The organism is Puia sp. P3, assembly GCF_050632245.1.
Lineage (GTDB): Bacteria > Bacteroidota > Bacteroidia > Chitinophagales > Chitinophagaceae > Puia.
In genome coordinates, this window is record NZ_CP192583.1 from 5,160,999 (window position 1) to 5,178,927 (window position 17,929).

Genomic DNA, 17,929 nt, shown 5'->3' on the forward strand with positions numbered 1-17,929 from the left:
CTTTTTTTACGAAGATAAACCCTAATTTTAACGCCATGAAGCAATTTACATGGGGCATCATCGGACCCGGCAAGATCGCTAACAAGTTCGCAATCGCACTGACCCTTGTGGAAGGCACCAGCCTCGGCGCCGTCGCTTCCCGCGACATCGCCCGCGCTAAATCTTTTGCGGAAGCCCACAACGTTCCAACCATCTATGATAGCTACGACCAACTGGCCGCAGATCCCAGCATCGACGCCGTCTACATCGCCACACCCCATGGCTACCACGCCGAACACGCCTCCCTCTGCCTTCGCCACGGCAAGGCCGTCCTCTGCGAAAAGCCGATGGCCCTCTCCGCCCGCCAGGTCGGCGAAATGGTCGACACCGCACGCGCCAATAACGCTTTCCTGATGGAAGCCATGTGGACACGCTTCCTCCCACTCACTGAAGAGATCACCCGCCAGATCGCCGACGGCCAGATCGGCGACCTCGCTATATCCGCGCCGACTTCGGCTTCCCCGCCGCCTTCAACCCCGCCGGACGCCTCTACGACCTCCGCCTCGGCGGCGGCTCCCTCCTCGATATCGGCATCTATCCCCTCTTCCTCTGTCTCTATCTTCTCGGCGAACCCCGGCAGATCACCGCTGCCGGCCACCTCTCGCCAACCGGCGCCGACGACACCTGCCACGCCATCCTCCAGTTTGCCGAAGGCCAGCTCCGCCGTCATCACCAGCACCCTGACCTGCCAGACCGGCCTCACCGCCGAGATCGCCGGCGCCCACGCCGCAATTCACATCCTCTCTCCATGGTACCGCAACGATCGCTTCACCATCCACAAAAACAATAGGGACCAGGCCGCCGGGGAACCCATCCTCATCCAGCTCGAACCCATGATCAACGGCTTCGAATACCAGATCCGCGAGACCATGAACTGCGTCTCCACTCACCTCATCGAAAGCCCCAAAATGTCTTTTGATTTTAGTCTCCTCATGGCCCGCACCATGGACACCATCCGCACCCAACTCGGCGTCAAATATCCAACCGAATAAACCCATACCCGCGGTTCACGTCTCTAAACCCGCGGTTCACATCCAACCCCGGCGCGGTTCACGTCCCCACACCCGCGGTTCACGTCCCCACACCCTCGGTTCACATCCAACCCCGGCGCGGTTCACGTCCCCTACAACGAATGCCGCAACGTCAAATAAAACGGCACCTCCTCCTGGCTATGCGTATTCTCCAGTATCTGCCGCGCAGCCATCACCCCCATCTCCTTAAAATCCGTGGAAATAGTCGTTATCCCATTCAAAATAATTTTCTTCAAAGGCGTCTCATTGTACGAGATAACCCCCACCTGCCTCCCCAACTCCAGCTTCAGAGAAATGATCCGCTCCACCAGCACCACCGGGTCTTCCTCCATCAGATTAATATACACCTCCCCTTCACCGATCGGCTCCTCCGCTATCGAATGCACCACCTTATACGCAAAAGCATACTCCTGACAGAACCGGCTGCAGCCCTTCAGTATCTCCAACGGATGATACGTATAGCTCGGAAAGATCAGCTTTATCGTATGATACTTGCTCAACTGCTCCCGCGCCTTCTCCAGCGCCGAATAGATATCCTGCTCGAAATTCTGGTATACCGCAGCAAACTCTCCCGTAATACCCGGTATCATTTTGTCCAGCACCAGTAATTTCTCTTTAGGCAACGTATTGATGATATCCTGCGCATTCTCCCCGCCTTCGAGAAAATGCGGGATGATCACAAAATGGGAGTAGTCTTCCTTCCGTTCCGTCAGCAGCTTCTTGAAAAGATTGAAGTCGTTGTTGTAAATGTAGAAATCCACTAGCGTATAATCCCCGATACTCGCAATAAAAGCGTCATAAAGGATCTTCTTATGCGCAGACAATTTATTAAAAAGCAGAAAAATCTTCAGCGTCTGCCGAAAATCCGTATTCTGAATAAAATACCCCTTCCCAGGCACCGACCCCAAAACTCCCATCTTCTTGAGATACTTATACCCCTTCTCCGCCGTGTCCCGCGAAATATCCAGCTCAAAACTCAACTCGTTGATCGAAGGCATCAGATCATTCTTCCTGATCTTCCCCGTCTCGATCGCCTTAAGGATCGAATTGGTCAGCTGAAGGTAACTTCGGCGTCGCCGCAAACTCGTCCACCCGGATCCAGTCGAATATGTTTTCGTGCTTCATTATTGACCGTAAATATACTAAAAATGTCGGGCAGCAGTCCCTGCCACCCAAAATACTGCAAAACAGCAGCAGAGAGATTTAACCTTGCTTTAATCCAATACCAGCGCCTATATTCTATATTTAACGGCTATCTCTAAGTGAAATATTCTCTCAAAAAACTTTAACCATGAAAAGATTTCTGTTCATTGCACTTACGCAAATCTTCCTCTTTACCTGCGCCTACGCCAACGATGAAACTATTTTCGCACTGACCAACAATGGCGAACAGACCGCAAGCCAGCTCGGATATATCGATCCTTGCACCAACGCCTATTTTGAAGTTAAATATAACATTCCCAGCGGCTATGTTGGTGTTTCCGAGTTCGACTGGTACGCCAATGGCAACCTTGTAAAGACGGTAACAGGTACGAATCCCGATTTTACCAACCACATCGTCATCACAGGTAATCAATTCTACGTCACCTGTAAAGTCACCTATTTTAATAGCTCTGGCCAGCACACCTCCATGAACTCCAATGCCTTTGTCGTACAGGTAAAAAGTATCGGGTTTTATATTCAACAGACCGGCAGCGCATATGTCAACTGTCCCAGCCCTATCACTTTTTCCACCAGCGGCTTTACCCAAAGCGACCTCAACTTTGTCCCCGCCGCGGGGTCATATTCCCAAACGTGGCAGTTGCCGACCGACTTTTCATACACCTTCCCCACCAGCGGCAGCTCCATTGGCGTCACAGCCAATGAGATAAATACCGAGACGATCAGCACGACCCTTCTTCTCAATGCCTGCCCCTACGCAACTACCGCAAGCCTGCACGTCCAGCCCTTTACTACTGCCCCCGCATGGTCCGCATCAAATACACCCACCGCATGTAATGGGACAACAACCAGCAGCTATTCCGTCGACCCCGTATGCGGCGCCACCAGTTATACTTTTACCCTGCAAGGACCAGGCACCTCCGAATTTACCGGCAACAACTCCAGAACTATAACGACCACAGATCCAAACGTCAGCATTTCCTTTCAACAGAATAATTCTTACCAGCTGACGGTGACGCCCACAGCCAATTACCCTAATACCACAGTGCAGGGACAGCCCTTTACCATAAATTACGGGCTCCCCGTAATTACACAATCCTACTATACCACATCTCCAGACGACCTTCCCGTCGGCATGGTACGCAAACAGGCAGGCACAAACACCGTCTGCTTTACCAGGCCGCTCACAGCCGTCAACGCCGTGGTAACGCTGGGCAACACAAACGATATCAAGCTGGACAAAGCTTTCCGGATCAACCTCCCTCGTCTGGTCCCAAACCGATACCGGAATAAATCTTACTTTCAGGGGACTTAATATAACCGGAGATTTTCAGCTAAGCGCTACGAATGCCTGCGGCTCCTGCTCCAGGAATACGTCTTTACCTCCGTCGACTGTGGGACATCAGCAATGACCCTTTCCCCGAATCCCGCCATCTCCGAAGTCACCCTTACTGACGACAACGCTGCGTTTGACGGCTCGGCGGAGACCAAAAAAGACGACAATGGCACCGGGACCGTAAAAATCAATATTTACGACGTGCTGGGGACGCTGAAAAAAGCATCTCATTCAACAGAAACCTCTATTACAAGCTAAATGTCGCCGACCTTACCCCAGGAACGTATTTTGTCACAATAAACCGTTCCGGCAAGCTTATCACCAAAAAACTGATCATCACAAAATAACAAAAAGGGCGCTCCGCGAACGCTGGGCGCCCTTTTTCAACAGGACATTTTACGGCTGTTTTCTCACATACTTCCCATCCTCAAAAACAACACTATAATCCGACACAAAAAAACTACTCTTATAATAATAATCCGTCGTAATAATCTGCGCCCCCGAAGCACAAGCCGCTAAAAAACCGGAACGATCATTCGCGCGAGCCTCCTTCGTATCCGAATCAGCCCTCGTCCGCACCATATACCCCTTCTTCACCATTTCTTTGATCTGCTCATCCTTCGGATTGTTCATGATCATGAACGCAGCCTCAGGCGTCCCCGCCGGCGAATCCGTAAACAACACCCGCCCCTTCAACGACGGATGATTCTGTATATACGAAGCCCTGTGCTCCCCGCCCTCATCAAGGATAAAAATGAACTTCCCCTCGCCTCCTTCATAGTCGGCCAGTGCCCCGCCACCACCGCAGCCTCCAGCGTCGTAGACACCCCCGGATATCGTCGGGCTCGATAAGATAACTACGGCCCAGATTGTCCAGGATCTCTTTATCCAGCCGGTCAAATACCTCCGCCGTGAACTTCTCCGGCAGCGTAAAACCCGGAGACTTGATCTCCCCATCCTTGGCATTCATGGTAATATATATGGGATAGTGATCCGGATGCGCATCGGACCAAGTCTTCAGCTGTTTCAGACATCCCGCGAAAGTCGGACAATTGCTCCTGAAATCGAGGTCCTGTACGTGAAAGACCTTGAACCCCGGCTTGGTCATCTCACCCTCCGGATCATAGACGGGAGGATGACTCGACGCTTCCCACTCCAGCCCCCTGGGATGCGCGTACTTTCCACCCTTCTCATCCGCATAAACGTCGATCTCGAGATTGCGCAACCCGAGATTCAACTGCTCACCCAGCGGCACATGACTGTATTCCAGTCCCATGGCAGCAGTCGGGTTCTTCGCCCTGAACATCGAGAACAACGCCGTATCGATCGCCCTTTTATAACTGTTATGCGAACCAATTACCTGTACTCTGTTGATGGGAAGATCATCAAATCCCGAATCGCCACCGGTAAATAAGAGTATACCTATAAGTGAAAAGACTACAATTTTCATTCTGCGAATTTGCAACAAATATTTTCTTCTCCTTCGAATTTTTCTGTGACTTCCGATTACGGAATTGTTAATTCGGCGCTTATCCACGTTTCCACACCGACTACGCAAATTTTTAGACACCCCCGGCCATAAAATAACATTGCATTTACAATTGCATAACATGTGTTTTATCTCTTTGCCGCCAAACTGTTAGCAACAGGTTTATAACATCGATCATTAAACGAACTTTTTCACCAAACCAAAACACCATTCATCATGAATGCAATTCCAAGGCTCTTTTTCTTAGCCCTCGTGTTTCTATCCCTCACCACTTACGCCTTTCAGCAGGCACCCGGCACGCTGAAAGGGGTGGTCACCGACGAAAACAACACCCCTTTAGCAGGCGTTAGCATCGTCGTTAAAGGTACGAACAGGGCCACTTCCACCGACGCAGAAGGCAAATACGCTATCTCCGTCGACGGTCAGGGCGCAGTCCTCCAGGTTTCCTATGTCGGCTTTGTCCGGAAGGAGATCAGAATAGGCAAAGAGAAAGACATCAACGTCACCCTGGTTTCGCAGACCAAACAGCTGAATGACGTAGTGGTCATCGGCTACGGCACAGCCGCAAAAAAAGATATCACCGGTTCCATCACCACAGTCAAGTCCGAAGACTTCAATCCCGGTGTACTGACCACACCCGCAGAGCTCCTGCAGGGCAAAGTAGCCGGTCTCAACGTAACAAAAAGCGGCGACCCCAACGCAGCCCCCGCCGTCGTCCTGAGAGGCCCCTCCACCATCCGCTCAACCGGCGGTGCGATGGAGCCCTTCTACGTCATCGACGGAGTACCCGGCGCATCCATCGACCTGCTCGCCCCCGCCGACATCGAAAGCATGGACGTGCTGAAGGACGCATCGGCCACATCCATCTATGGCTCACGCGCCGCCAACGGCGTCATCATCGTCACCACCCGACGGGCAAAACCTGGCCAGACCCGTCTCGTCTATAACGGCTACGGCGCACGCGAGGAAGTCTCCAAACAGATCAAAATGCTCACCGGCGACCAGCTTCCGCGGCTACCTCAAGGCCAACAACGACGCCCTGAAACCCGGCGTCGACGACGACGGCTCCAACACCAACTGGCAAAACCTCCTCGAACAGATCGGCTGGTCCCAGTCTCATACCCTGTCTTTTAGCGGAGCCACCAACAACACCGACTTCGGCGGCAGCGGTACATATCTGAAGAACAACGGTATCCTGAAAAATACCTCACTCGAACGTACGACCCTCAAAGGCTACCTCAGCCAGCGCTTCTTCGACAACCGCCTCCGGCTGGGCATCACCCTGACCAACAGCCACACGAAGAACAACGACGTCGTCCAGTCTTCCGTCCTGCCCGGCATGCTGTTCTATCTGCCGACCGTCGCACCCTACAACCCCGACGGGACGTATAAAGAGAACTTCACCCGCACCGGCAGCGGAACACTCAACCCCCTCTCGCTGATCAACGAGAACGCAGCCCAAACGGACGACAACAAAACACTGATCAACGCGATCGCGCAGGTCGACATCATAAAAGGTCTGAGATACACACTGTCATTCTCCAACCAGCGCGACCAGAACCTGTATAACTTCTACGCCACTTCAAAATCGAATATCTATCTCAACTACAACGGCAAGGCAATCCGCAACTCCTATCTGAATACCAGCACCGTTGTCGAATCCTACTTCAACTATGACCGCACTTTCGGCGAACACAGTGTCAAACTGCTTGGCGGTTATTCCTACCAGCAGGACCGTAACAACGACGGCTTCGGTGTACAAACGCAGAACTTCTCCAACGACAACCTGACGTACAACAACATTTACCTGTCGAACCCCGCCAGTCTGGCGCAGGTACCCTTCGACAACAACCCGATATCCACCCTCCGGTTGGTATCCTTCTACGGTCGTGTACAGTATTCCTACCAGGATAAATACCTTCTGCAGGGCTCGCTGAGGAACGACGGTTCATCCGCATTCGGCGCCAACAACCGCTGGGGCTACTTCCCCTCCGTCTCCGCAGGCTGGAACATCGCCAGCGAGGACTTCATGAAGAATATCACGCTCATCGACATGCTCAAACTGCGCGCCGGCTATGGCGTATCGGGTAACAGTACCGGCTTCAACGCCTTCTCCGCACTGCTGATATACGGTACTCCCGCGGCACCCAAGTTCATCTACAACGGCAACGTCACCAACGCGATCGCCCCCGTTCGAAATGACAACCCGGACCTGAAATGGGAAAGCACGGCTACCACCAATATCGGCATCGACTTCGGCATCCTGAAGAACCGTATCACGGGTTCGCTGGACTATTATATCAAAAAGACTTCCGACCTCATCTACGACCAGTATCCGGTATCTGCCACCCAGTACATCGTTCCCACCTACACGGCTAACGTCGGCAGTATTAAGAACAGCGGTATCGAAGCCGCCGTCAATGCCACGCTCGTCAAGACCCGCGACTTTACCTGGAGGACCTCGGCAAACGTAGCGCACAATACCAATACGATACAGAACCTGTCGAACAGCAAGTTCGTCATCAACTACATCCAGACCGCGCAAGCCGGCGGAAAAGGCCAGTCCGGCAACTACAGCCAGATCATCCTCCCCGGCCAGTGCGCTCGGCACCTTCAATCTGTGGCACTACATGGGCAAGAACCAGAATGGCGTGAGCACATACCAAAAAGCCGACGGTTCGATCACCGCCACCCAGCCGCTGACCACCGACGCCCGCCTCTCCGGCAATGCGCAGCCACAACTGATCTATGGCTGGACCAACAATTTCTATTACAAAGGCTTTGACCTCAACATTCTCGTTCGCGGCGTACTCGGCAACAAGATCCTAAACGCCACGCTCGCAGGCCTGAATGACCCGGTCGACGCGAAACTGCAGAACATTCCGACGTTCACACTCGGTGAGTCGCACAGCGACATCAACGCCTATCTGATCTCGGATCGTTTTCTCGAAAGCGGCTCCTACCTGCGGCTCGACAATGCCACACTCGGCTATACCTACAAGCCGCATACCACCAGCATCAAGAGCCTCCGTTTCTATGCGACCGCCAACAACCTGTTTGTCATCACCAAATACCGCGGCATCGACCCCGAGGTCAACCTCGGAGGCCTGACACCCGGTATCGACAACCAGAACTTCTATCCCAAAACCCGCACTTTCATCCTCGGCGTAACCGCGAATTTCTAATCTGTAAAAACTCGAACAACAATGAAAAGAACATATATATATCTTTCTGCCCTGGCTGCAGTCCTGATCAGTTTCAGCGCCTGCCGCAAGCTGGACGTACCGGTCGAATCGCAATACGTAAAAAGCAACTTCCCGGTGACCACCAACGACTATACCGCTCTAATGGGGAGCATGTACTCGAACCTCTCATCGCAATTCGCCGTTCCCTACTGGCGCATGCAGGAACTCACCACCGACGAAGCCATCCTCCCCGCCCGTGACGGCAACTTCGACGACGGCGGACAATACCGCCAGATGCACTACCACACCTGGACCTTCGACCACCCCTATGTCAACGGCATCTGGCAATGGGGCTTCGGCGGAGGCATCAACAACTGTAACTTCATCCTCTCCGTTCTCGCAAGCTCGAAGCTCAACGATTCCACCAAAGCCGCTTATAGCAACGAGGTCAGGGCCATGCGCGCGCTGTATTACTTTTTCATGATGGACCTCTACGGCAACGTTCCCATCATCACGAAATATCCCGTGGACAGCCTTCCGGCCACCCAGCCCCGCGCACAGGTATATGCCTTCATCGAGTCCGAGATGAAAGACCTCGCCCAAAAGCTGCCCTCCAAAACCAGCAGCCTGGCCACCAACGCGACGCAATACGGCCGCCCCACAAAGGCCATGGCCTTCGCCGTACTTGCAAAACTCTATATGAACTCTCAGGTCTATATCGGTACACCCCGCTATACCGACGTCGTGGCGATGGCAGACAGCATCCAGAACAACCAGAACTACTTCCTGGACACAAAATTCCGCGACATCTTCCTGCCCAACAACGGTCCCCAGATCAACGAGACCATCTTCGCGATCCCCTATGACCAGCAGATCCCCGGCAACCAGTTCACCCGCTTCGGCTTCTTCTACTACCTGGTCAACGCCTACGGCTTCAACGTGGGCCTGAGCATCGCCATGAGCACTACGCCGGAATTCTACGCCCGCTTCAACATCCCCGGCGACTTCCGCACAAAGACCTGGCTCGTTGGCCCCCAGTACGTTCCCGATGGCAACGGCGGCTTCACCAACACCCCCGTCTACTATCCCAATACCAACACGCAGATCGTCATTACCGCGCCCCTCATCCTCGTCCCTCCCAAACCTATGGACGTAGGTAACACCACCGCCAGCCAGGCCGAGGGCGTCCGCTCCATCAAATACTATCCCGACCCGACCACCATCCAGGCAACCCGCCTCAACGGCAACGATGTCCCCGTCTTCCGCCTGGCCGACATCTACCTGATGAAAGCCGAGGCCATCCTTCGCGGCGCTGCAGCCACCACGGTCAACGGTACCCTACAGACACCACTGTACCTTGTCAACAAACTCCGCGACCGCGCCGGCGCCCAGCAGTGTCCCAACCCGACGCTCGATACCCTCCTCGACGAACGCGCCCGCGAGCTGTCCCGGGAAGGCTGGCGCCGCGACGACCTCCTGCGCTACAACCAATTCGAAAAAGAATATATCCTCCCCAACGACGCGCTGAGCATGGACAAGAGCGAATACCGCCGCCTCTTCCCCATCCCTATCAACGAGTTGAAACTAAACACCAACCTGGTCCAAAACCCGGGCTACCCCGGCCGATAAGCCACCACGATACCAACAAAAAAGCCGGCCCCAAAAAGGCCGGCTTCTATCTTTCAATTATTTCTTAAAAGTTCTCAATAAAACCCTGCATCACTAATTTCCTCATCCACCAAAAACACCGTCATACTCTTAGGCCCATGCGCCCCCAGCACCAACGACTGCTCGATATCCGCCGTCTTCGACGGTCCCGCAATAAAAGTCGCAAACCCATACCCCTGATCCATCCCCGCGATCCGCTCATAAGCCGCATGCATATTCGCCACCACATCCTTCTTCTTTATTACCAACACCAGATTCTGCGCTATAAAAGGCAACGCCCGTTCAATCATCCTGTCCTCCGTTATCCAGCAGGCCCCATTCTCCGCCACGCCAAAATGCGCCGCCAAAACAGCCAGCCCCACATCCTCCAGCTCATGCGGATCCGCATATCCCTCGCCAACTCCCCAAACCCCTTCAGTTCCGGACAAGCTGTCACTACCCTTCCAACCCGCGGATACAACTCCCTCAAAATAGTCGCTATCCGGTCAAACCCCGATACCACATAAGCCGAACCGCCGATCGCCTCCAGCACCTTCACAAAACTATCCGCAAGCTCATCCGCAGAAACCGGCTCCCCCAAACCATCCCCACCCGCGGGAACCCCAGGCAAAGACGGCAAGTCTCTCCACTCCGGCTGATTCCCCTTCACCGTTTTTAATATATTCTCCCTACTACTCATTTCTTATTCTTTTTATACCATTCACCAAATGACTGCTTCGGAACAGGCGGCATATCCCGCTGCTTATACCACGGATTCATACCATTATTAACCGTAAAAGGCGCATTCAGCATAAACCACCTCCCCATCTTCCCCGCCCCATGATAGACCGACGGATTCGACAACACCCAGGTCATCGTCTTCATGGCCGCCTTCTTCGCCAGCGGCGCATGGCCGCTCTGTACCAGCACCTGCCTCCATTTATACAACTGCTCGTGAATATCGATCTTCACCGGACACACATTTGAACACGAACCGCACAACGTCGACGCGAAAGGCAGATCGCCATACTTCTCCCTGTCCAGATTCGGCGCCAGTATCGAACCGATCGGCCCGGCCACCGCCGTATGATAGCTATGCCCCCCACTCCTCCTATAAACAGGACATGTATTGAAACACGCCGCACAGCGAATACACTTCAGCGAATTCCTGAACTCCTTCCGCCCCAGATGAACGCTTCGCCCATTGTCCACAAGAACAATATGCATCTCCTTCCCTGGCCTCGGCTTCTTAAAATGACTCGAATAAGTAGTGATCGGCTGCCCCGTCGCACTCCGCGTCAGCAGCCGCAAAAACACCCCCAGATGCTTTTTCAAAGGAACAAGCTTCTCGATCCCCATACACGCGATATGCACGTCGGCCAGATGCGCCCCCATATCGGCATTTCCCTCATTGGTACAAACCACAAACTCCCCCGTCTCCGCCACCGCAAAATTGATCCCCGTCAGTGCCGCCCGCCGGGTCAGGGAATTTCTCCCGTAAATGCAGTCGCGCTGCATGCGTCAGGAACTGCGGATCGGCATTGCCCGCAGGCGTCCCGAGATGCTCGTGAAAAAGCTCTCCGATCTCTTCTTTTTTCTTATGTATACAGGGCAGCACAATATGGCTCGGCGGCTCCTCCGCCAACTGCACCACCCGCTCACCCAGATCGGTGTCGATCACTTCCACCCCCTGCTCCTGCAGGAACTCGTTCAGATGGCACTCCTCCGTCAGCATGGACTTGCTCTTCACCATCTTGTCCACCCCATGCCTCCGCAATAGGGACAGCACAATAGCATTGTGCTCGGCCGCGTCTGCCGCCCAGTGCAAAGTGACACCATTGGCCGTAGCCGCCGCCTCGAACTGCTCCAGATATCCTCCTAAATTGGACAGAACATTGTCCTTGATACGCGAGGCCGTCTCCCGCAACAACTCCCACTCGGGTAATGTATGCGCTGCCTTATCCCGTTTCTGGCGGATCCACCATAAAGTCTCGTCATGCCAGTTGACCCTGGCCTCGTCTTTATTGAAAGCATCCGCGAGCGCGGCATGATCCCCCTTCCCTTGCTTTCCTCCATTCTGTTTCATAACCTGCTATTCAAGATTTCTGCAATATGCTTTACCTGTACCGTGCTCTTCTGCCGGTGCAATATCCCTTCCATATGCATCAGACAACTCATATCTGAGCCGGTGATATACTCCGCTCCATGATGGAGATGGTCTGCCACCCGGTCCTTCCCCATCTTCACCGACACAGCCTCCTCGGCAACACAAAAAGTGCCGCCAAAGCCACAGCACTCATCCTGACGCGTCAGCGAAATAAGCTCAATGCCCTTCACCATCTTCAACAGCCGCTCCGGCTTGGAGAATGGCGCCGCCATCAGCTCGCTCATCTGCGCCAGCTTCAATCCCCGCTGGCCGTGGCAACTCTGATGGATACCCAGCTTTGAAAGGAAAACTGGCCTCAAGCGCCCCGACCTGCAATACATCCGTCATGAATTCGACAAACTCGTATATTTTCTTCGGGATGGTCGTCTCAGTTCCATCCTCACCATTCAAATGATCCTTAATATGAAGCACACAGCTCCCCGATGGGGAAACTATATAATCGAACTCCTCAAAATTTTTGATGAACAGATCATTGCATCCCTTGGTCAGATGCTCAAATCCGGAGTTGGCCATCGGCTGACCACAACAAGTCTGACTAGAAGGGTAAACGACTTCACATCCGAATTTTTCTAATAACTCCAGCGTAGCTATTCCGACCTGAGGGTAAAATTGGTCGACATAGCAGGGAATAAACAAACCTACTCGCATGACCCTAAAACTACTTATAATATTTCAATTCTATGATATCCCCCGGCAAAAAACGGCTGTTCCAGTGCGAATGTATCGCCAAAGCCGCGCCCATGGCCGTCGCCTGAGGTATCGACGCCGCAAAAACTTCTATATCGGGAAACGCATCCGCCAGCAGATGCATATACACCTGGTTCTTCCCAAACCCTCCATCCACAAATATCCGCTTCACCTCCGTCCCCTCCAGCACCAGCTGTGTCGACGCGACCTGCTGCTCCATAATGTCCATGATCAGCCTGTGATAAGCCTGCTCGTAACTTATAAAAGCCGTCAGCTCCCGTTGCCCGAAGACAGATGCACCTACCATCACCGCATCCCCATCCCCCGCACCGACCCCCATCTCCCTCAACCCCTCCACCAACTCCGGATCAAAATCTACCGTCGCCGCATACGCCGGCAACTTATGAAAATGATCGGCCAGCCTCCGCACCTGCTGCTCATGCTCATACCCCGCAAACAACCGGGAAGCCTTCACCGGCTTGCCCTGATAACTCATATAACACAAACAATCCTTCTGCAGCTCCGCCACCGTCAGCGGCGAATCATTGAAAGGATTCATCGAGATACACCAGGTCCCCGTAGAGATCAGCACAAAAGGCTCCCTAAAACTTTCCAGGTACGGGATTATCGCCGCCGAACTATCGTGCAGCCCGATCCCCGCGATCGGTATCGCCGGCATCTTCGTCGGGAAAGGCGGCCCGGGAAACGCCGGAATAGCCGCATCCCCCGTCACCTCCGAAGCCGTCAACCCTGCGGCCGTCACCCCCGACCCCGCCGCACCGATCGGCACAACACTGGTAGAAGGCGCTATCGGCGCCAGCTTTTCAATAATTCCCTCGCGATACACCCACTCGTGATAATTCGCCTGCGAAAAATTCCACAGATTCGTATGACACCCGATACTCGTTATATCCGAATACGCCCGCCCCGTCAGCAGATAGCTCAGCCACTGCGGCAAATGCAGCGAGTACTTTATCCGGCCAAACAACTCCGGCTGCAGCTCCCTGATCCGGTACAACTGCATCCCCGAGTTCAGACTCCCCAGCACCGGCGACGCCGTCAGCATCGAAAACGTCACCTCTCCCCCATAGCTATCGTAAAATTTCTTCTTAAGCTCCTCCGGATAAGCCTTCAGGTAATTGTACAACGGAGCAACCGGCTGACCATCCTGCCCGATATGAACAAAACTGGCCCCATACGCGGAGAAATTGATCGCCCGCACATCGAATTCCTTCAGCGCCGAAAGCTCGGCCAAAGACTGACAAACCCACTCCCGCAGCGCCAACACATCCTCACAGGTATCCCCGTCCTCGTCCGACACGGCGTCACACACGGTCGACCGCTCCCAGACGATCTTATAGTGCTCGTCAAAAAGGAATAGCTTCTTATTGGTCTTACCAATATCAAATATGGCTATGACATTCATATTATAATCCTGTAGCTACGGTCCCCGCACCTCTTTCTTTTATCAAATGTTCCCTTACCTTCCCGGCCCTGTACAACGCCAGAGGATCCAGCGCACCGCCGGCCCGCAGTCTGGCCTCCGCCACCAACGCCCGCACATCCGTCCGGAAGGCACCCTGCAGCAGCTCCTGCGCCGCCACGACATCATTACCCTGCTGCGCCGCCACCAGGCGCTTTCTGTCTACCAGCAACGCCTGCGCATAGGTCAGCATGATCGCTTCCACCGACTGCAGCAAGTCTTCCAGCGGGTCCTTTACATTATGCGAAGCGTCGATCATCCACCCGAGATCCGTGGCATGATTCATCCCCCTCGCGTCCATACCCTCCACCAGCTCGTTGAATATCAAAAACAGCTGATAAGGCTTGATGCTGCCCACCGTCAGGTCATCATCCCCGTACTTGCTGTCATTGAAATGGAATCCGCCCAGCTTACCCTCCATCAGCAACAGGGCGACGATCTGCTCGATATTCGCATTCGGCAGATGATGCCCCAGGTCCACCAGCGTATACGCCTTAGGCCCCAGCTTCGAAGCATACAACAGACTCTGTCCCCAGTCTCCGACTGTAGTGGAATAAAAATTAGGCTCGAACGCCTTGTACTCGACAAACATCTTCCAGTCAGCCGGCAACGCAGCATATATCTCCTGCAAACCCTCCAGCGTATTCTGAAACGCCTGCCGGAAATTCAGCTGCCCCGGAAAACAAGATCCGTCCGACAACCAGACAGTCAGCGACTTCGATCCCAGCTGTTCTCCATACTTAATAACCTCGATATTATGATCGATCGCCTGCTTCCGGACATCCTTCCGCACATGCTGCAGCGAGCCAAACTTATAACTGAGTTCCTGCCCCGCCTGGTCCCGGAACGTATTCGAATTCATCGCGTCGAACTTCAGCCCGTACTGCGCCGCCAGAGCCCTGATCGAACCCGCCTGCTTCGGAATATCCCAGGGGATATGCAGCGAAATGGCCCCGCTGCTGCCATTCAGCGCATGCAGCAAACCCACGTCTTCGATCTTCTCCTCCAGACTGCGAGGCTCACCACCACCCGAAAACCGGCCAAACCTCGTTCCTCCCGTACCCAACGCCCAGCTCGGAATAGCTACCTGAAATTCCACCAGCTTGCCCAACAGCCCCTCGACGTCCCTCAAGCCCTGAGCAACAAAATCCAACCTCCGGCGATGCTCCTTCAGCAAACCCTGGTTGTGCTCTTCTATCTTATATTTCTCTATCTGCATAAACAAATGATTTAGAATTTCAACCTACCCACATTCGCGGGGCCTAAGGCATATAAAATACTTCCTTCATCGGCCGCGTCACAGGCGAATTATCCGGATGCGACTCCATAATATCTTTCATATAATCCCACCACTCCTTCATCACAGGATGGGACGGCAGGCTTTCCAGCAAAGCCGGATCATCGATCCTGAAACACGCGAACAGCACCAGCGTCCCCTCTTCCAAAAATATCGAATATTCCCGGATGCCGGTCTCCCGCAACAATGCCGCCAGTCGCGGCCAGACGTCCGCATGCCGGCGCCGGTACTCTTCTTCAAAGCCCGGGAACAATTTCATTGTAAAAGCGATCCGCTGCATAAAAATTATCTTACAAACGCCATAGCCACCCCGCCATCGACATTCAATACATTCCCCGTGGATTTATTCATCAACCCACCAACCAGTACAAAACACGCATTGGCGATATCTTCCGGCAAAATGATCTCATTCAATAACGTCCTCTTCGCATAATACGCCGGCAACTCGGAGACCTTGACACCATAGGCCTTTGCCCGGCCTTCCGCCCAGCCGCTTTCCCAGATCTTGCTATCCGAGATCACCGCATCGGGATTCACGACATTCACCCTGATCCTGTCGCCGCCCAGCTCCGCCGCATTCAGACGCGAAAGATGCAGCTGCGCCGCTTTAGCCGAGCCATACGCAGCATTGTTGGGACCCGACACCAGCGCGTTCTTGCTCACGATATTCAATACGTCCCCACCGATATCCTGCTTGCGCATCACCTCCACACCCGCCTGGGTCACCAGGAACTGGCCCTTTACCAATACATCATAAAGGATGTCCCAGTCCTTCTCCGTATGATCCTGCAACGGCTTCGAGATCGACAGCCCCGCACAGTTGACGACAATATCTATTCCTCCGAACGCCAGAGCCGCGGCGTCATAGACTGCCTTGATCCTTGAGGCGCTCGTCACATCCAGCACTTCCCCGATAAACGCGTCCTTTCCGTACCCAGCTATAAACTCCTTGCTGGCTGCTTCCAGTCTACCCTCATCATTATCATTGATGACGACACAAGCCCCCTCGTCGGCAAACTTCCTCGCAATAGCCTTCCCGATCCCACCGGCACTACCCGTCACCAGCGCAATGCGGCCGGACAACGCCTTGGGTTTGGGCATACGCTGCAGCTTCGCCTCTTCCAGCAACCAGTACTCGATATTAAAGGCCTCCTGCCGCGGCAGTGACGTATACGACGAAACAGCCTCCGACCCCTTCATCACATTGATCGCATTGATATAGAACTCCGCCGCAACCCGCGCCGTCTGCTTGTCCTTCGAGAACGTGAACATACCCACCCCCGGGTACAGGATGACCACAGGATTGGGGTCACGCATCGCCGGACTGTTCGGATGCTTGCAGGATTCGTAGTACTCCGCATACATCGCACGGTATGCTTCAAATTGAGGCGCCAGTTTGGCCTTCACTGCCACCACATCCGAAAGATCCTCCGAAGTCGCAAGGTCCAACACCAGCGGACTTATCTTCGTACGAAGGAAATGGTCCGGACAGCTCGTTCCCATCGGGGCCAGACGGGATAGGTCTTTGGAATCGATAAACTCCAGAACCCGCGCGTCATCCGTAAAATGACCGATCATCTTCACCTTCGAAGAGCAAAAACCACGCAGCACCGGAGCCAGAGCAGCCGCCCGCGAAAGCCGTTCAGCAGCAGGCAGAGCCTTCAGCTTTTCACCCCCGAACACCGGCCCGCGCTTTCCGATATTATCCTCCATATACTGCGCGCACCGCTCGATCACTTCCAGCGTGTTTATATAACTTTCATATGCCGTATCGCCCCACGTGAACAGCCCATGCGATCCCAGCATGATCCCCCGGATCCCGGGATTCTCATCCAGACACTGGCGCAGCTTCAGCCCCAGATCGAATCCAGGCCTCTGCCATTCCACCCACCCGATCTTGCCGCCAAACAGCTCCTGCGTGATCTTCTTCCCGTCCTTCGCCGCGGCAATAGCAATGGCCGCATCCGGATGCAGGTGATCGATATGCGCAAACGGCAAAAATCCATGCAACGGCGTATCTATCGAAGGCGCCTTGGAATTGAGATCATAGATACAAGTGGTTGAACAACTCGACCATCTCGTCCTCATGAACGATCCCGCGGTAGACATTCTTCAGAGCCTGCAGCCTGTCAACATACAGCGCAGCCAAACCGCTTCGCTTCAAAGTTCCCAGGTCTCCGCCGGAACCCTTAACCCACATGACTTCCGTCTCCCTTCCCGTCAAAGGGTCCTTTGCCACCGCTTTACAGGAGGTGTTTCCCCCACCATAATTGGTCAGACGCAGATCCGCGCCTAACAGATTCGACCGGTATATAAGTAGCGCGACTTCATCGCCCGCCAGTTCGGCCGCTTTCTTCTCATCCCACAAATAACTGACATGCTTGAATTTCGTTGTTGTAGCAGACAT

20 protein-coding genes and 1 pseudogene are annotated in these 17,929 nt (G+C 53.9%); 7 read left to right on the plus strand and 14 right to left on the minus strand.

Annotated features, from left to right (window positions below):
* Positions 1-35: 35 nt before the first annotated feature.
* Positions 36-1,031, plus strand: coding sequence for a Gfo/Idh/MocA family protein (locus tag ACQ86N_RS32295; RefSeq protein WP_431210629.1), 996 nt, complete (start codon positions 36-38; stop codon positions 1,029-1,031).
* A gap of 131 nt (positions 1,032-1,162) precedes the next feature.
* Here the strand turns inward: ACQ86N_RS32295 and ACQ86N_RS32300 are convergent, their stop codons facing one another.
* On the minus strand, positions 1,163-2,152 hold the full coding sequence (locus ACQ86N_RS32300; protein WP_431210630.1) for a GntR family transcriptional regulator: 990 nt from the start codon (positions 2,150-2,152) through the stop codon (positions 1,163-1,165).
* Between the two features lie 209 nt (positions 2,153-2,361).
* Between ACQ86N_RS32300 and ACQ86N_RS32305 the strand changes: the two genes are divergently transcribed.
* Together ACQ86N_RS32305 and ACQ86N_RS32310 are read left to right on the plus strand one after the other, a co-directional pair.
* Entirely contained in the window at positions 2,362-3,546 is a 1,185-nt protein-coding gene (locus tag ACQ86N_RS32305) for a hypothetical protein (protein WP_431210631.1), read from the plus strand.
* Between the two features lie 93 nt (positions 3,547-3,639).
* Positions 3,640-3,825, plus strand: a complete 186-nt coding sequence (locus tag ACQ86N_RS32310; RefSeq protein WP_431210632.1) for a hypothetical protein — start codon at positions 3,640-3,642, stop codon at positions 3,823-3,825.
* A 138-nt stretch (positions 3,826-3,963) separates the two neighbouring features.
* Here ACQ86N_RS32310 and ACQ86N_RS32315 read toward each other — a convergent pair whose 3' ends face one another.
* Both ACQ86N_RS32315 and ACQ86N_RS32320 read right to left on the minus strand, forming a co-directional pair.
* Complete coding sequence (locus ACQ86N_RS32315; protein WP_431217690.1) at positions 3,964-4,455, minus strand: Ca2+-dependent phosphoinositide-specific phospholipase C; 492 nt, start codon at positions 4,453-4,455, stop codon at positions 3,964-3,966.
* Positions 4,343-5,017 (minus strand): Ca2+-dependent phosphoinositide-specific phospholipase C, encoded by a 675-nt coding sequence (locus tag ACQ86N_RS32320; RefSeq protein WP_431210633.1) that lies wholly within the window; start codon positions 5,015-5,017, stop codon positions 4,343-4,345. The genes ACQ86N_RS32315 and ACQ86N_RS32320 overlap by 113 nt, the downstream gene beginning before the upstream one ends.
* Positions 5,018-5,272: 255 nt before the next feature.
* Here ACQ86N_RS32320 and ACQ86N_RS32325 point away from each other — a divergent pair, with 255 nt between their 5' ends.
* The 4 genes and pseudogenes from ACQ86N_RS32325 to ACQ86N_RS32340 all read left to right on the plus strand — a co-directional run bounded on the left by ACQ86N_RS32325 (position 5,273) and on the right by ACQ86N_RS32340 (position 9,870).
* Positions 5,273-6,190, plus strand: coding sequence for a carboxypeptidase-like regulatory domain-containing protein (locus ACQ86N_RS32325; protein ID WP_431210634.1), 918 nt, complete (start codon positions 5,273-5,275; stop codon positions 6,188-6,190).
* A 205-nt stretch (positions 6,191-6,395) separates the two neighbouring features.
* Positions 6,396-7,526, plus strand: a pseudogene (locus ACQ86N_RS32330) (TonB-dependent receptor domain-containing protein); the annotation flags it as partial.
* A gap of 181 nt (positions 7,527-7,707) precedes the next feature.
* Positions 7,708-8,241, plus strand: coding sequence for a hypothetical protein (locus ACQ86N_RS32335; protein ID WP_431210635.1), 534 nt, complete (start codon positions 7,708-7,710; stop codon positions 8,239-8,241).
* A 21-nt stretch (positions 8,242-8,262) separates the two neighbouring features.
* Positions 8,263-9,870 (plus strand): RagB/SusD family nutrient uptake outer membrane protein, encoded by a 1,608-nt coding sequence (locus ACQ86N_RS32340; protein WP_431210636.1) that lies wholly within the window; start codon positions 8,263-8,265, stop codon positions 9,868-9,870.
* Positions 9,871-9,944: 74 nt separating this feature from the next.
* Here the strand turns inward: ACQ86N_RS32340 and ACQ86N_RS32345 are convergent, their stop codons facing one another.
* Genes ACQ86N_RS32345 through ACQ86N_RS32395 form a run of 11 tightly spaced genes read right to left on the minus strand, consistent with a single transcriptional unit; the run spans position 9,945 to position 17,929 of the window.
* Positions 9,945-10,238, minus strand: a complete 294-nt coding sequence (locus tag ACQ86N_RS32345) for a LutC/YkgG family protein (RefSeq protein ID WP_431210637.1) — start codon at positions 10,236-10,238, stop codon at positions 9,945-9,947.
* Positions 10,211-10,588, minus strand: coding sequence for a hypothetical protein (locus ACQ86N_RS32350; protein ID WP_431210638.1), 378 nt, complete (start codon positions 10,586-10,588; stop codon positions 10,211-10,213). Before ACQ86N_RS32350 ends, ACQ86N_RS32345 begins: the two co-directional genes overlap by 28 nt.
* The gene (locus tag ACQ86N_RS32355) at positions 10,585-11,406 is read right to left on the minus strand and encodes an LUD domain-containing protein (protein ID WP_431210639.1); all 822 of its coding nucleotides are present in this window, start codon (positions 11,404-11,406) and stop codon (positions 10,585-10,587) included. The genes ACQ86N_RS32350 and ACQ86N_RS32355 overlap by 4 nt, the downstream gene beginning before the upstream one ends.
* Positions 11,297-11,974, minus strand: coding sequence for an LUD domain-containing protein (locus ACQ86N_RS32360; protein WP_431210640.1), 678 nt, complete (start codon positions 11,972-11,974; stop codon positions 11,297-11,299). Before ACQ86N_RS32360 ends, ACQ86N_RS32355 begins: the two co-directional genes overlap by 110 nt.
* Positions 11,971-12,279 carry a heterodisulfide reductase-related iron-sulfur binding cluster gene (locus ACQ86N_RS32365; protein WP_431210641.1) on the minus strand — a complete coding sequence of 103 codons (309 nt, stop codon included), beginning with the start codon at positions 12,277-12,279 and terminating at the stop codon, positions 11,971-11,973. Before ACQ86N_RS32365 ends, ACQ86N_RS32360 begins: the two co-directional genes overlap by 4 nt.
* Complete coding sequence (locus ACQ86N_RS32370) at positions 12,212-12,703, minus strand: heterodisulfide reductase-related iron-sulfur binding cluster (RefSeq protein WP_431210642.1); 492 nt, start codon at positions 12,701-12,703, stop codon at positions 12,212-12,214. Before ACQ86N_RS32370 ends, ACQ86N_RS32365 begins: the two co-directional genes overlap by 68 nt.
* Before the next feature lie 10 nt (positions 12,704-12,713).
* Entirely contained in the window at positions 12,714-14,168 is a 1,455-nt protein-coding gene (locus ACQ86N_RS32375; RefSeq protein WP_431210643.1) for an FGGY-family carbohydrate kinase, read from the minus strand.
* A 1-nt stretch (position 14,169) separates the two neighbouring features.
* A complete protein-coding gene (locus ACQ86N_RS32380) occupies positions 14,170-15,444 on the minus strand; it encodes a sugar isomerase (protein WP_431210644.1) in 1,275 nt (424 codons plus the stop codon).
* A 43-nt stretch (positions 15,445-15,487) separates the two neighbouring features.
* Positions 15,488-15,802: an L-rhamnose mutarotase gene (gene rhaM / locus ACQ86N_RS32385; protein ID WP_431210645.1), complete on the minus strand. Its 315-nt coding sequence runs from the start codon at positions 15,800-15,802 to the stop codon at positions 15,488-15,490.
* Positions 15,803-15,807: 5 nt separating this feature from the next.
* On the minus strand, positions 15,808-17,631 hold the full coding sequence (locus ACQ86N_RS32390; protein ID WP_431210646.1) for a bifunctional rhamnulose-1-phosphate aldolase/short-chain dehydrogenase: 1,824 nt from the start codon (positions 17,629-17,631) through the stop codon (positions 15,808-15,810).
* A complete protein-coding gene (locus ACQ86N_RS32395) occupies positions 17,567-17,929 on the minus strand; it encodes a hypothetical protein (protein WP_431210647.1) in 363 nt (120 codons plus the stop codon). Before ACQ86N_RS32395 ends, ACQ86N_RS32390 begins: the two co-directional genes overlap by 65 nt.

Coding starts and splice junctions, on each gene's coding strand:
- ACQ86N_RS32360 (WP_431210640.1), bottom strand. CDS start 11,974: ATGAAACAGAATGGAGGAAAGCAAGGGAAGGGGGATCATGCCGCGCTC.
- ACQ86N_RS32320 (WP_431210633.1), bottom strand. CDS start 5,017: ATGAAAATTGTAGTCTTTTCACTTATAGGTATACTCTTATTTACCGGT.
- ACQ86N_RS32380 (WP_431210644.1), bottom strand. CDS start 15,444: ATGCAGATAGAGAAATATAAGATAGAAGAGCACAACCAGGGTTTGCTG.
- ACQ86N_RS32310 (WP_431210632.1), top strand. CDS start 3,640: ATGACCCTTTCCCCGAATCCCGCCATCTCCGAAGTCACCCTTACTGAC.
- ACQ86N_RS32355 (WP_431210639.1), bottom strand. CDS start 11,406: ATGCAGCGCGACTGCATTTACGGGAGAAATTCCCTGACCCGGCGGGCG.
- ACQ86N_RS32305 (WP_431210631.1), top strand. CDS start 2,362: ATGAAAAGATTTCTGTTCATTGCACTTACGCAAATCTTCCTCTTTACC.
- ACQ86N_RS32395 (WP_431210647.1), bottom strand. CDS start 17,929: ATGTCTGCTACAACAACGAAATTCAAGCATGTCAGTTATTTGTGGGAT.
- rhaM (WP_431210645.1), bottom strand. CDS start 15,802: ATGCAGCGGATCGCTTTTACAATGAAATTGTTCCCGGGCTTTGAAGAA.
- ACQ86N_RS32325 (WP_431210634.1), top strand. CDS start 5,273: ATGAATGCAATTCCAAGGCTCTTTTTCTTAGCCCTCGTGTTTCTATCC.
- ACQ86N_RS32370 (WP_431210642.1), bottom strand. CDS start 12,703: ATGCGAGTAGGTTTGTTTATTCCCTGCTATGTCGACCAATTTTACCCT.
- ACQ86N_RS32340 (WP_431210636.1), top strand. CDS start 8,263: ATGAAAAGAACATATATATATCTTTCTGCCCTGGCTGCAGTCCTGATC.
- ACQ86N_RS32390 (WP_431210646.1), bottom strand. CDS start 17,631: ATGTCTACCGCGGGATCGTTCATGAGGACGAGATGGTCGAGTTGTTCA.
- ACQ86N_RS32295 (WP_431210629.1), top strand. CDS start 36: ATGAAGCAATTTACATGGGGCATCATCGGACCCGGCAAGATCGCTAAC.
- ACQ86N_RS32350 (WP_431210638.1), bottom strand. CDS start 10,588: ATGAGTAGTAGGGAGAATATATTAAAAACGGTGAAGGGGAATCAGCCG.
- ACQ86N_RS32365 (WP_431210641.1), bottom strand. CDS start 12,279: ATGAGCGAGCTGATGGCGGCGCCATTCTCCAAGCCGGAGCGGCTGTTG.
- ACQ86N_RS32375 (WP_431210643.1), bottom strand. CDS start 14,168: ATGAATGTCATAGCCATATTTGATATTGGTAAGACCAATAAGAAGCTA.